Source organism: Patescibacteria group bacterium (assembly GCA_026415775.1).
GTDB lineage: Bacteria > Patescibacteriota > Minisyncoccia > UBA6257 > JAAZHW01 > SKW32.
Genome location: JAOAGL010000001.1, coordinates 119344 through 132387, shown reverse-complemented (window position 1 = coordinate 132387; position 13044 = coordinate 119344). Strand labels below are relative to the sequence as shown.

Annotated in this window: 17 protein-coding genes and 1 tRNA gene; 5 read left to right on the top strand and 13 right to left on the bottom strand. The window is 35.4% G+C overall.

What is annotated here, in order from left to right:
- Window positions 1–12: 12 nt before the first annotated feature.
- The 4 genes from N2692_00770 to N2692_00755 are packed head-to-tail and all read right to left on the bottom strand — an operon-like array spanning window position 13 to window position 1894.
- Window positions 13–354 (bottom strand): hypothetical protein, encoded by a 342-nt coding sequence (locus N2692_00770; protein MCX8015829.1) that lies wholly within the window; start codon window positions 352–354, stop codon window positions 13–15.
- Between the two features lies 1 nt (window position 355).
- Entirely contained in the window at window positions 356–865 is a 510-nt protein-coding gene (locus N2692_00765) for a prepilin-type N-terminal cleavage/methylation domain-containing protein (GenBank protein MCX8015828.1), read from the bottom strand.
- On the bottom strand, window positions 865–1359 hold the full coding sequence (locus N2692_00760; protein ID MCX8015827.1) for a prepilin-type N-terminal cleavage/methylation domain-containing protein: 495 nt from the start codon (window positions 1357–1359) through the stop codon (window positions 865–867). The genes N2692_00765 and N2692_00760 overlap by 1 nt, the downstream gene beginning before the upstream one ends.
- Before the next feature lies 1 nt (window position 1360).
- Window positions 1361–1894, bottom strand: a complete 534-nt coding sequence (locus N2692_00755; protein ID MCX8015826.1) for a prepilin-type N-terminal cleavage/methylation domain-containing protein — start codon at window positions 1892–1894, stop codon at window positions 1361–1363.
- A gap of 229 nt (window positions 1895–2123) precedes the next feature.
- Between N2692_00755 and N2692_00750 the strand changes: the two genes are divergently transcribed.
- The 5 genes from N2692_00750 to N2692_00730 all read left to right on the top strand — a co-directional run bounded on the left by N2692_00750 (window position 2124) and on the right by N2692_00730 (window position 5194).
- The gene (locus N2692_00750; GenBank protein MCX8015825.1) at window positions 2124–2630 is read left to right on the top strand and encodes a hypothetical protein; all 507 of its coding nucleotides are present in this window, start codon (window positions 2124–2126) and stop codon (window positions 2628–2630) included.
- Between the two features lie 100 nt (window positions 2631–2730).
- On the top strand, window positions 2731–3132 hold the full coding sequence (locus N2692_00745; protein ID MCX8015824.1) for an Rrf2 family transcriptional regulator: 402 nt from the start codon (window positions 2731–2733) through the stop codon (window positions 3130–3132).
- 1 nt (window position 3133) lies between these two features.
- Complete coding sequence (locus tag N2692_00740; protein MCX8015823.1) at window positions 3134–4327, top strand: cysteine desulfurase; 1194 nt, start codon at window positions 3134–3136, stop codon at window positions 4325–4327.
- A complete protein-coding gene (locus N2692_00735; GenBank protein ID MCX8015822.1) occupies window positions 4324–4983 on the top strand; it encodes an iron-sulfur cluster assembly scaffold protein in 660 nt (219 codons plus the stop codon). Before N2692_00740 ends, N2692_00735 begins: the two co-directional genes overlap by 4 nt.
- 19 nt (window positions 4984–5002) lie before the next feature.
- Window positions 5003–5194, top strand: coding sequence for a ferredoxin (locus N2692_00730; GenBank protein ID MCX8015821.1), 192 nt, complete (start codon window positions 5003–5005; stop codon window positions 5192–5194).
- 63 nt (window positions 5195–5257) lie between these two features.
- Here the strand turns inward: N2692_00730 and N2692_00725 are convergent, their stop codons facing one another.
- From N2692_00725 to N2692_00685, 9 genes are all read right to left on the bottom strand, one after another.
- Entirely contained in the window at window positions 5258–6712 is a 1455-nt protein-coding gene (locus N2692_00725; protein ID MCX8015820.1) for a hypothetical protein, read from the bottom strand.
- Window positions 6713–6826: 114 nt separating this feature from the next.
- Window positions 6827–7759, bottom strand: coding sequence for a KamA family radical SAM protein (locus N2692_00720; protein MCX8015819.1), 933 nt, complete (start codon window positions 7757–7759; stop codon window positions 6827–6829).
- Between the two features lie 132 nt (window positions 7760–7891).
- The gene (locus N2692_00715; GenBank protein MCX8015818.1) at window positions 7892–8347 is read right to left on the bottom strand and encodes a DUF192 domain-containing protein; all 456 of its coding nucleotides are present in this window, start codon (window positions 8345–8347) and stop codon (window positions 7892–7894) included.
- Window position 8348: 1 nt separating this feature from the next.
- The gene (locus N2692_00710) at window positions 8349–9320 is read right to left on the bottom strand and encodes an L-threonylcarbamoyladenylate synthase (GenBank protein ID MCX8015817.1); all 972 of its coding nucleotides are present in this window, start codon (window positions 9318–9320) and stop codon (window positions 8349–8351) included.
- A gap of 8 nt (window positions 9321–9328) precedes the next feature.
- Window positions 9329–9535, bottom strand: a complete 207-nt coding sequence (locus tag N2692_00705; protein MCX8015816.1) for a DUF6485 family protein — start codon at window positions 9533–9535, stop codon at window positions 9329–9331.
- Window positions 9536–9545: 10 nt separating this feature from the next.
- Window positions 9546–9616: transfer RNA gene (locus N2692_00700), tRNA-Pro, on the bottom strand.
- A gap of 3 nt (window positions 9617–9619) precedes the next feature.
- Window positions 9620–11110, bottom strand: coding sequence for a CCA tRNA nucleotidyltransferase (locus tag N2692_00695; GenBank protein MCX8015815.1), 1491 nt, complete (start codon window positions 11108–11110; stop codon window positions 9620–9622).
- 79 nt (window positions 11111–11189) lie between these two features.
- Window positions 11190–12230, bottom strand: coding sequence for a reverse transcriptase/maturase family protein (locus N2692_00690; protein ID MCX8015814.1), 1041 nt, complete (start codon window positions 12228–12230; stop codon window positions 11190–11192).
- Between the two features lie 434 nt (window positions 12231–12664).
- Entirely contained in the window at window positions 12665–13024 is a 360-nt protein-coding gene (locus N2692_00685; protein MCX8015813.1) for a four helix bundle protein, read from the bottom strand.
- Between the last annotated feature and the right edge of the window lie 20 nt (window positions 13025–13044).

The window sequence follows — 13044 nt, the reverse complement described above, 5'->3', positions numbered from 1 at the left end:
TAAATAAATTAATTAAAAAGATGCTTCCAAAGCTCTAAAGTTGTTTCCACTTTGTCCTATTGATTTTATCAGTGTCCCACCAGCAGGCGGATTAGAAACAGAAACTTCAAACGAAGAATTATTAGTCATTGTCGGCGCTTCAATTAAAACACCCTTTATATTTTCAAATAATTTCCACTCTAAACCACTCTCGGCAGCATACAAAGCTTTAATTGATTCACCAGTAAAAATCATTGATCTTAATTCGTATAAAACCAAACTACCCAAAGCCATCGCAATTAAAAATGAAGCGCTCAAAATCAAAAGTGTAATGAGCATTGCCTGACCTTTATTGTTTAAAATTTTTTTATTCATTTTATGTTTCTGGTTGACGACTACTGATGGTTGTTTGGATATTGCTTTCAATTTGTCTTCGACCAGCATATGAAGCTACTTTTAGCAAAATCGTTACTTTTACCTGTTGTCCATCTTGGCGCTCGGCGCCACTAATAATAAATCTTAAAGATAAAACGCGAACATCTGGCGACGTTAAAGTTTTAAATGGCCCGCCTCCGATTGACCTTTCAATCTGTTGAGTAACCGAATTCAAACGATAAACAATGGCATCATTATCAACATTTAGAAAATTTAGAGTGTCTTCAGTTGGAGCAAAAAAACTTTTACCCATACGAATTTCTCGTCCCATTACTTCCAAAGCATAAGCAAGGTTGGCTGTACCATTAATTGAAGCCAAAAGATAACGCTGGGTACGCAAACTGGTTAAAAATGTAGCAGTTGTAATGCTAATCACCGTTAAAAACACTGCTGTAGCCACCAATATTTCAATTAAAGTAAAACCCGTTAATTGAGGATTATTTTTTTTCATTAATCGCCAAGCCAATTATATAAATGATCTTCGACCACAATATCAAAAGAGCCGCCGCGATTTTTCCATGTAACAATTGATTTAACAAAAATATGGTCAGAAGAAATGGTTGTTATATCAACCTGCCTTATATAACGCGTAATCGAACCCGAATCATAATTATAAATACCATTTACTGTATCCAGCTTTAATGGCTCGCCAGTATAATTTCTTAACGCTAAATCATTATACTGCACTTGATAAGTGCCCGTTGATAATCCAGCATTCCAATTTTTATTTTGCAAAATATTATTATCGCGGATATTTCTAATAATTTCTATGCCTTCCTGTGCTAAATAAGAAGCAATTAGGCGACTATAAGCCAAATCATGAAAAGCTAAAGAACGATTAATTAAAGTGAGCATGCCTGTAAAGGCAATTAAAATAACACCAATTGCTACTACTACCTCAATAATGCTAAAACCATTTTTTGTTGTTTGAATCTTTTTTTTCATTTTAATAAGCCCAAGTTTGACCAATGGAATTAATATAAACTTTAAAGGCTGGGTCTATATCAGACAAATAACCAAATGTAATCTCAACTTCTTCAATTGCACTTTGCTTCTCAGCTGCTTGACCATCAAAAAAAACAAATGGTTGAGGTGGCATAAAAAATACTTGTTGAACATTAGTATTAACCAACGTAAATCGCTGAGGCGTTTTTATTCTTTCTACATCCTGAGTTTGTGCTTGGTTGCGTAAATGATTCGATGATTTACAATCAGCAGAAATATCAGTAAAAATAATATATTGATTGTTTGGGATATCAAAATAAATACCATAACCACAAGTTAATTGCCCTTGCCAAGTGGCAGCTGTAATAGCTAAATTTTTTACTCGATTAATATCTGATACAACCTGCGCTCGCACCCTCATAATTTCACCGATTTTTTCACCTTGTCGACTATAAACAAACAAAAGGCCGCTTAATAAAGCCGTCACTCCCAAAACCACTAAAATTTCCACCAAAGTATACCCTCTATTTTTCATTATTTTTATTTTACCCTATTTTTTATCCACAAGCAATTTGTTTGACGTCCTTTTTTGAGTTATAATAAAAATGTGCCAAGGTCGAATTTAATTTAACATTCATTCTTTTATGGACGAACTAAATCAAGCTCCAATGCAAGAAACAAAACCAAAGAAAAAATTAACTTGGCTTTGGATTGTTCTTGCTATTATTATTATTTTAGCGATTGTTTATTTCGCTTTGTAAAATATGGCTGAGATTACCATCACAAAAAAATCAAATAAAGCTCTTTTATGGATTATCATTATTGTTCTAATGGTTTTAATTGGTATCGGTGGCTATTTATACGGCAAACAGAGCGGAGTTAAGCAACAAGCAACTGTTACTACTTCTATTCAATCTGAAGCTAGTTTAGAAACTTGGGATTACAGCGATATCCCAGCTGAAATTTTCCCAAAAGATTTTCCGTTTGAATCCGGAACGCGCTTAATTGAATCGACAAAAACCCAATACAAAGATAGTGGAGATGTAACAGCTCATCTTGCTTATTATTCTAAAAAACCGATAGGAGAATTAATTACTACTTTCAAAAACTATTTAACCAAAAACAACTGGACGATTATTAATGATACTTCAAGCGGTGAAATTTATAATTTGTACGCTCGAAGAGCAAAAGAGGACATTAATATCCGAATGCGCTTTGACCAAACTGGCTTAGGATTGAAAGTGGAGGTTGATTACATCTTGCATCGCTAGCAAATAATTTGCTTCTTAAGAAAAAAGGGCCCTTAGGGTCCTTTTTTCTTTTTGTTGACAATTAATTTTGTTTTTTTATACTAATTGAGTATTCATTAGTATGAATTTCAAAAGTATCAAAATCTCCAAACAAATCGAATTGGCTCTCCGCTGGCTTTTATTCTTAGCCCAAAATAAAACAAGCGATTTTATTAATTTGCGCTCTTTTTGTAATGAAAAAAGAGTTTCTTTTTATCATCTTCAAAAAATCAATCGCCAATTAGTCAAAGCTGGATTAATTGAATCGCAAAAAGGCAAAACTGGCGGTTATCGTCTTAAAAAATCGCCTCAGCAAATTTCATTACTTTCTATTATTGAAACTCTTGAAGGACCAATCTCTTTAGTTTATTGCTCACCCTTTTGTACTTCTCAAACATGCGCCCTTAAAAACTGCTGGCAAACTTTAAACAAAGATTTAGCTAAAAAATTGGCCAAAATAAAACTAAATCAATTTTTAAAATAATATGAAACGCTACTATTTTGACTACGCCGCCACCACACCAGTTAGAAAAGAAGTCATTAAAGAAATGGAGATTTTTTGGCAAAAATATTTTGGCAATCCTTCAGCAATTTATTATGAAGGAAGAATGGCCAAATTTTTCCTTGAAAAAGCCCGTCAAAAAATTGCGCAAATTTTAAAGATTAAACCCGAAGAAATTATTTTTACCAATGGCGGCAGCGAATCAGTTAATTTAGCTCTTTTAGGCGCTGTAAATTATTACCGAAAAAATTTCTCTCAACCAGAAATTATTATCTCTCAAATTGAACATCCAGCAGTGCTGGAAACAGCAAAATTTCTTGAAAAAAATGGGATTAAAATTACTTACTTAAATGTTTTGCCAAACGGCATTGTTGATTTAGAAAAATTAAAAAAGCAAATCAATAAAAATACGCTTTTAATTTCTATAATGTACGCCAACAATGAAATTGGCATTGTTCAACCAATTAAAAAAATTGCTCAATATCTCAAAAATTTTCGCGTGAAAAATAAAACCATCTTTCCTTTTTTTCATACCGATGCCTGCCAAGCAGCTGGTTATTTAAATATTCAACCAAAACAATTAGGAGTGGATTTAATGAGTTTAAATGGCAGTAAAATTTATGGCCCAAAAGCAACTGGTATGCTTTATAAAAAAAGTGGTATTGAACTAACGCCTATTATTTTCGGCGGCGGCCAAGAATTTGGTTATCGTTCTGGCACAGAAAATGTGGCTGGTCTGATTGGTTTTGCCAAAGCTTTAGAATTAGCTCAAAAAGAAAAAACAAAAGAAAGCGTGCGGCTCAAAAAATTACAAAAATATCTGGTTGAAAATTTAAAAAAACGCATCCCAAAAATTATTATTAACGGCGATTTAAAAAATCGTTTACCGAATAATATCAATGTCTCAGTTTTAGATGTTGAAGGCGAAGCGTTGGTTTTAAAATTAGACGAATTAGGCATTGCGGTTTCCACTGGCTCAGCTTGCCATTCCAAAAGCCTTCAACCTTCACATGTTTTAAAAGCCATTGGTTTACCTCCTGAATTCATCCATGGAAGCATTAGAATCACACTCGGCAAATATACCACCAAAAAAGATATTGATTATCTAATTCAATCATTGGAAAAAGTCGTTAAAAAATTAAGAGAATTATCTCCGCTCTCTCTTCAAATAAAATGACAAACAAAAAGAAACAAAAAAAAGAAATTGATATTTTAAGCGGCGCACCTTGGGTTTACAGCAAAAAAGTTCGCCAACATTTTCTCCGCCCAAAAAATTTTATGAAATTCGGAGAAGAAGAAAAATTTAAATATAACGCTTTAGGAATGGTGGGTAGTCCCGCTTGCGGCGATGTAATGAAATTTTGGTTATGGATTGACCCAAAAACAGAAAAAATTAAAAAATGCCGCTGGCGAACTTTTGGCTGCGCTTCAGCTATTGCTTCAACTTCGGTTTTATCAGAAATGATTACCAAAAACGGCGGAATGAAAATTGAGGAAGCGCGCAAAATCACGCCTGATGATATAATTAAAGAATTAGGAGGTTTGCCCGCTATTAAATATCACTGCTCAGTTTTGGGTGATAAAGCTTTGCGCGATGCTATTAATGATTATTACCGCCGAACAAAACAATACGATAAAATTGAACCAGAAGGCAGCCGCATTGTTGATAAAGTTTTAAAAATTACCGAACGCGATATTGAAAAAGCAGTTCTTGAAGGCGCTACAACTTTGGAAGAAGTACAAGCAAAAACCAAAGTTGGATTAGGTGATTCAAAATGTCTTCCTTTAGTTAAAGAACTTATTCGTTTTTACAAAGAAAAATACAATTTATAGGTCGCTTAAAAAGTTTCTTATGAAAAAGATAAAAATAAATCAAAAAAAATGTTTGGGTTGCGGCACGTGCACTTTTATTTATCCAGAAATGTTTGAAATAAATAATGAGGGTAAAGCAGAAGTTAAAAAAATTGAAAAAATTGACGAGGAAAAATTAAAAGAAGCTATTGAATCTTGCCCAGTTGAAGCCATTGAAGTTGAGAAAAAATAATTTGAAAAAAAATTTTAAGAAAAAGAAAAGCCCCTCGACCTTCGGTCTCGGGGCTTATTTTTTTTAAATTTTTAGGAGGATCCCTCCCTGGACACGCCAGGGAGAGATTTTCATTGGTCCCGGCTGGTCGCCGAACAGACGGCGACCTTCGAGAAAGAAGGGACCGATTTCCAACCCAATCCCCACATAAGGGTGGGTTGTGGTGGATTTTACCTTTTCCACCACCTCGGTTACCCTCTCTTTCTCGAGAGGGGCCTCCTTAAACGGATACCACTTGCTAATAGTGGTATCCGTCACTCGGGTACCCCGCCGGGTCTGCCACGTCACCCCACCCTGCGGGGTGACAAAAACATTCCTCACCACCTTCAGCTGGTATGAAATACCAGCTGAAAACTCCTGAATCCGGATGTTCTCCCGGACCAGGATTTCATGCCAGTCCCGGTGTAACCCCACGTAATAGACGTACGTGGGGGGGCAGGTCTGCCCTTCTTGTCCCTGGTATTGGCCGAGGAGACGTACCTCGTCCAATACCATACTCTCCTTTCCTTCGTATTGGAAAGAAGAGTATTTTCCGAGTTCGAAAAAGGATCCGGTAATGAATAAATTACGCGCGAACTCGATTTCTATCTGCGCGTAGAAGGGAAAATTCTTTCCCTTCTGAATTTCTACCACCTCGTGCCGCCAGAGCGGTACGCTCTGGCCGACGGCAAAGGGAATGGAGTTTCTAGGACTGTAGTACCAGAAGGCTACCCCGTCTTCGCAATAGAAGACGGAGGAATCAGCGGGAATAAGAGAGAAGAAGTCAACGCGTGAGCTGGAAAAATCTACTGGTGCGGGAAATTTTATTCCTGCCCATCCCCCTCCCACTTTTATTTTTATAGTGGGAGTCCAATGAACCATGACCGGAGTCACCGATGTTGGCTGAGGAGCTGGCGGTTGCGGAACTGGGATTGGCTGCGGAGTAGGAGCTGGTGGTTGCGAAGTTGGCGGTTGAGGAGCCGGTGGAACTGGAGCTGGTGGTTGTGGAGCTACCGGCGCTTCTCGCATTTCGAGAAGCGCGATGTTGCCGCAACGAATTGGAACTATAAATGTAAAAATTTTTCCCTCCACTTCCAGCCGGAACTTGTACGCTTGGAAAGACTCATTGCCTTTCCAAACCACCGACTTCAGGAGACGTCCCTTCGAGTACATCATCCAAACCATTTTTTGGTTTGGATGAATATCTACTACTTCCATTTTCAAATTCTGCAACTGTTCATAGAGAGAGGCATAAACTTGTTCGCCGAGCCCTCCACCAGGGAAAAAATCCAAAGCCCTGCCCAGCTCTTCATTCACGCGACCGAGAAGAGTTCTTACCTCCGCTGGGGACTGGAGATATGGACTCAAAGGAGCCCTTCCCAGCTCCTTCAACTCAATTTCTTGCCCAGCTGCCGCTGTTGCCAGCAGCAGCAGTACCACAAACACTCCTAAATTTTTTTTCATGTAAAACCTCCTTTTAAAAAAAATTTTCTTTTTCAAAAAGCTGCCTAAATTCTACTTTATTTTTATATTTTGTCAAGGAAAGGGGTTTTTGAAAATAATTGCAGGCGAAGCTCTGCTTCGCCTGCTTTTTACCCTAAAAAATCTTTGCAATTAAATAACCTTATGCCTTTCCCCCAAAAAATCTCTAAATTCTTTTTTATTAAATTCCCAAAACTCCAAAGGCACAGGAATTTTTCCGCTGCCGTTCGGCGTATCAATAACATAAGTTGGCCAAGCCAACCCCGATAAATTTTTTCTCAACTTCGTGGCAATTTTAATTTCTTTTTCAAACGGCACCCGAAAATGTTCAATGCCTTTTACTGGATCGCAGCGATACAAATAATAAGGTTTCACTCCAATTTCTATCAAACGCGAAAACAATTCATACAAAACTTTATAAGAATCATTAACGCCTTTAAGAAAAACACTCTGACTATACAAAATCGCGCCCGCTTTGCGTAATTTTTCGCAAGCCTCAATTGTTTCTTTGGTTAATTCATCAGGGTGCTCAAAATGAATTCCAATATAAACTGGTTGTTTTATTTTTTTAATAACTCTTATTAGCGAATCGTTAACTAATTTTGGATTAGAAACTGGTGCCCGCGTCCCAATCCGAATAATTTTTATTTGCGGCAAAGCCGAAAAAACTTTTAATGCATATTTTAAAAGCTCGGGGACTGTTAAAGGATCGCCGCCAGACAAAATAACTTCTTTAATTTCCTGATGTTTTTGAATATAATCAGCCATTCGATTTATATCTTCTTTTGTTAAAATCCCCTTCTCAATTTCTGAAACACAACGTCGCCGCGTGCAAAAACGGCAATAAGAAGCGCAAGAAAGCGTTAATAAAATCAAAACGCGACCCGAATACTTGTAAATCAGGCCGCGTATTTTTGTATATTCATCTTCTAATAAAGGATCGGACGAGCTTAATTTATCTTCTTTAGCATGAAGTTCCCATTTCGAGATAAAAAACTGTTTCTTGATTGCTGAACTCGTTGTCGCTAATTTTTTTAGGTGGTCTGAAATTTTTTCTGCGAGCATCTCTTTCTTATTTTTTAGAAAATTTTTTATACTCGTTTTTATTTTCCACTTTCATTCTAACACAAATTGAACCTCATGCAATATGTGGATAACTTTTTACCAAAAATTTTTCCAAAAAATTTTTTCAAAACTCTAAAATGAAAAATCTAATTCGTCGCCAACCTCAATCTGATGCTTTTCACAAAAACCACCATTCACCTCCAAAACATATTTTGCTGAAGCTTGCGAGCGATAGACAGGACAATTACTTTCCTGACAAGGCTCAAAATTCCGCTTAATTTCTACTATTTTTTTCTCTTGAGAAATAAAAATTAAATCCAATGGAATATAAGTGTTTTTCATCCAAAAACTTCTTGGCGCTTCATCAGTAAAAACAAAAAGCATTCCTTCAAATTCTCCCAAATGTTTTCTTCCCATCAACCCCCTCGTTTGTTCCCATAATGTTTCCGCCACCTCCGCTTTCACTGTTAAATTTTTCTTTCCAAAATTTATTTCAACAACTTCTTTTTTTAAAACAAAATAAACGCCAATAATTAATAAAATTATTAAAACAATAGCAAGAATAATCATTGTTTTTGATTGAAACATATCACTTGTGGGCTGCTTTGATTAATCTTTCCATAATTGCTTTACCCAACCCAACTTCTTCTACTTTTTCAGCAAAAATTATTTCAGACGGCCCTTCGTCTAATTGATGAAGACAATCAAAAAAATTACTCGCTGCTTCTTTCAAATCTCCTTTTGGCGATAAAATTTTATAATCTACAAATAATTTTTTATTCTTTATTTTTTGAAAAGCCAAAAATCCTATTTTTCTTTTTTCTTTAAATTGCTGAATTTCTTCTTCGTTATTAACAATAACAAGCGGCTTTTGCGGAGCGTAATGCGTTTTTAAATTCCCTGGCGCCAATACTTTATCGTCTAACTTTTTTTTCATTAAAACTGGGCCAATAACTTTTTTAATTTCCTCAATCGCTAATCCACCTGCGCGCAAAACAACAGGCGTTTCTTCCATTAATAAAATTGTTGACTCAACGCCAAAAATTGTTTTTCCGCCATCTAAAATAATTTTAACTCTATCGCCGATTTGTTTTTCAACGTGTTCCGCGCGCGTTGGACTTAATTGAGAAAATTTGTTAGCGCTTGGCGCTGCAATAGGCATTCCCACTTCTTCAATCAAAGACAAAGCCATAATATTCTGTGGCATTCTTACTCCCACTGTTTCTAAACCTGCTGTTACTAAATAAGGAATTTTTTTCTTTTTAGGCAAAATTAAAGTTAAAGGACCTGGCCAAAAATGTTGAATTAAAATATTTACTCTTTCATCTTTTACCTCAGCCACCTCTTCCAATTGTTTTAAATTAGCAATATGAACAATAATTGGGTCAAAAAATGGTCTTTCTTTTATTTCAAAAATTTTCGCCACTGATTTTTTATGATAAGCAATCGCTCCCAAACCATAAACCGTTTCCGTTGGAAAAACTACTGGCTCTCCTTTTTTTAATAATTGAGCAGCTTTTTTGATATTTTTTGAAGAATAACCATTAAGAATTTCCGCCATAAAATTATCTAATAATGACCTAGTTTTTTAATATCTTCAATAAACCTTTCAATAGAGCGGTCATAACTCTTCTCTGCTTCTTCTGAAAAATAACAAGCTGGCAACTCATTGTTTTCCCGATGATGCCTGATACATTCGCAACAAATCCCCTTTCTCGGACAAGAAGGATAACTACACGGGCAATCTTTTAAATTTTTCTCTTTTTGACAATTCATATTTGTGGTGTCGGGGTGCCGGGAGTTGAACCCGGGCCACTGAGTCCCGAACCCAGCGTACTACCGTTATACTACACCCCGCTTTTAAACATTGTATTTTTTTCTTATTTGCTGGTCAACATCTTCTTCTATTGCTTCAATCCGCCGTTTTGCCTCTTCAGCCATTTTTTGTAATTCCCCTTCATCTTTTTCTTTTAATTCTTCTATCCGTTTTAATAAATAATCTCTTTTATTTTTTTGAGGATCTTCCAAAACTTCTTCTAAAAGAATATTTAAAACCCAACCAACTTTGGGTGATGGCGGAATATTTAAAATTTCCATTACATCATTACCTTTTACTTCTAACATTTTTGGTTCAATCGGGTCTTTTTTTACTTTTTCAATCATATAACGCAAATGCCTGAGCCGATATGAAGAAATTTTTGGCAATCCCGATCCGCTCCGATCAGCTTCGCGTAATTTTAATAAATCATCAATATTTTCTGCGCCAACATTTCTAATCAATCGCCTTACACCAGCTGGCGTTACTTTGTCTACATCATAAAAGAAGAAATGCCAACGTACTAATTTTACTACTTTATCAATAACTTTATTTGAAAAATGCAATCGCATTAAAATTTCTTTTACCATTTTTGCCCCCAATCGTTCGTGTCCTTTAAAAGTCGCTTCTAATCCTTCTCCTTCTTTAGTCCGAGGTTTGGCAATATCATGGAGCAAAGCTGCTAAACGAGTCTCTAAATTAAAATTATTTTTTGCGGCATAATCTAAAGTCTTTAATAAATGTTCAAAGGTCGTTAATTTTTCGTATTTAATATGCTCTTTTAGTTTTTTTGTTACTCCGATACTATTAACTCCTTCTTCTAATTCCTTTATTACATAAGGCAATAATTTTAATTCATAAAGCAATTGAATCCCTTTGGCTGCATTTTCGCACATTAAAATCTTTATTAATTCATCACGAATTCTTTCGCGAGAAATATAAGCTAAATTATTGGCTAATTCCACAATCGCTCTTTGAGTTTTTTCTTCAATTTCAAAATCTAACTCAACAGCGCAACGCACTGCCCTCATTAACCTTAAAGCATCCTCATTAAATCTTTTTTCTGGATCGCCTACGGCTCGAATAATTTTATCTTTTAAATCCTTCTCGCCGCCAAAATAATCAATCAATTTTGTTTTTAATGTCGAAGTATTAACCTGAAGCGCCATTGCATTAATTGTAAAATCGCGGCGCGCTAAATCCTCCTTCAAAGTTTTAGCAAATTTAATTTCATCAGGATGGCGTTTATCAGAATATTTTCCTTCCAAACGAAAGGGAGTAATCTCAACAATTTTTAAACTTTCTTTTTCCGAATCAGTAATCACTGAAACCGTGCCAAATTGATTTTCATAAAAACTTTTTGGAAATAATTTTTGGATCTCAGAAGGTGTGGCATTCGTTGTTAAATCCCAATCTTTTGGCTCGCGCGAAAGCAACAAATCCCTCACACAGCCACCAACCAAATAAACCTCAAATTTTTGAGGGCTTTCTTCAAACTTTTTAATAATGGCTAAAATTTCTTGGGGAATTTTCATCTTTCTTATCTTATCTTAAATCCATTAAATTGACAATGCCGATGATTAAAAATGCCCTGAGATTGAAGTTTAACAAAATCTAATATAATATATATCTGGCATTATGTATTGAACAAAGTCTTTCTTTAAACTTTAAATCTTTTATTAATCGCCAAGATTTTCCAAATTGAGCATAAACCAACCAAGAGTAAAATGTTTTTTTAAAATCATTAATTTTTATTAAATTATTTTTTAATTGTTGTTGATGTTTTTTTAATCTTCTAATAAAACGTTTAACGGTATTTTTGCGCAGCAAACGATAATTAAAAAATATTTTATAACCCAAAAAATCAATTCCTTTATTTATCGGAAAAATATTGGCTTTTTTGGGGTGTAATTCTAATCTTAATTTATCTCTTAAAAATTTTTGAATTTGGCGCTTAATTTGATGCAATCGCTTTTTATTGATATCTAAAATTAAAAAATCGTCCATATAGCGAAGATAATACTTTTCTCTTAAATAATGTTTTATGAACTGGTCTAATTCGTTCAAATAAATATTGGCGAAAAGCTGGCTGGTTAAATTGCCAATGGGTATCCCCGGCGAATCGCTTTCAATAATTCGTTTAATCAACCAGAAAACTCTCTTATCTTTAATTTTCTTTGCAATAAAACCTAACAAAAGATTATGGTCTATATTTTCAAAATATTTGGAAACATCGCATTTAAGGCAATAAGTTTCGACACTGGTCGTACTTTCCCCCAAACGCGTTTTTAATGATTTAATGAAATTCCCCAATCTTTTAACTGCCCGATGGGTGCCTTTATTTTTCCTGCAAGCATAACTGTCGAAAATAAATCCTCGGTCAAAAATCGGCTCAATGACATTGCATAAAGCGTGATGGATGATGCGGTCACGAAACGCCGGCGCCTTAATGAGCCGCTTTTTAGAATCACAAACAGTGAATTGACGATATGGTCCTGGCTGATAAGTCAAGTTTAATAAATCTTTTTGGAGATTCAGTAAATTTTCTTCTAAATTAAAATTGAATTCTAAAATATAAGGCCGATATCTTTTGGCTTTTCGCGCTTTTAAATAAGCTGAGTATAAATTTTGAAAAGAGCAGATTTTATCAAACATATATCTATATCTATATCTATATTTACGTCATCGCAAGACGTTATATTAAAAGGGGGCTTAATGGCCCGAGGCAGAAATTTCGTAATAATTTAACTACTTTCACTGCCTCGGGGTAAAAGCCTAATATTTTCCCTATGATAAAATCATATCGGGAGGGAATAAAATCTGGGGTTTTGTAAAGCACACCTTCGCCTTTCCAAAGAAAAGGCAAAGTTCTGGCAAATTATAACCACTGAAGCGGGCGCAGCGAAACCCCACATTGTTGTTCTGAGTCGTCGTGTCCCAATTCAAGTTCAGCGTAAACGCCCCGGCATTGTCACCATTATCCCAATTCCCGCCGCGAAGCAGAACACGGCCGCTTATTGATTTTATCCCCCGCCCGTCCTGTAAAAAACAGAACGGGGCGGCCGGATTCTCTACGGCTTATAATGCCATTAAAGCGCCCGGCCGCTGAAATTTTTCAACCAGCCACCCAACAATTTTCCGATTTCTGCAAGTTTCTCTGATGCTAGTTGATAATTTTTCAAACTAATCCCGCCTTCTCTGTTAAATTCGTGGCCGACCCTTATCAAAACTTTAATAATTTCCAAAGATACTAAACAATTTTCTATTTCTTCTTTTTTGGCTGTTCGGCTTAAATTTGCTTTGACTATCTGTTTTAAAAGATTTAATGTTTCGTTTTCTAATTGGATACCCAAACTATATTTATGAACTTTGGCTAGATGAAGAATAATAGTTTTTTGCCAAACGTAAAAATCATAGGTCTTTTGAAAAACAATCAAATCGTTTAACATGAAAGTTTTTTAAATTTTAG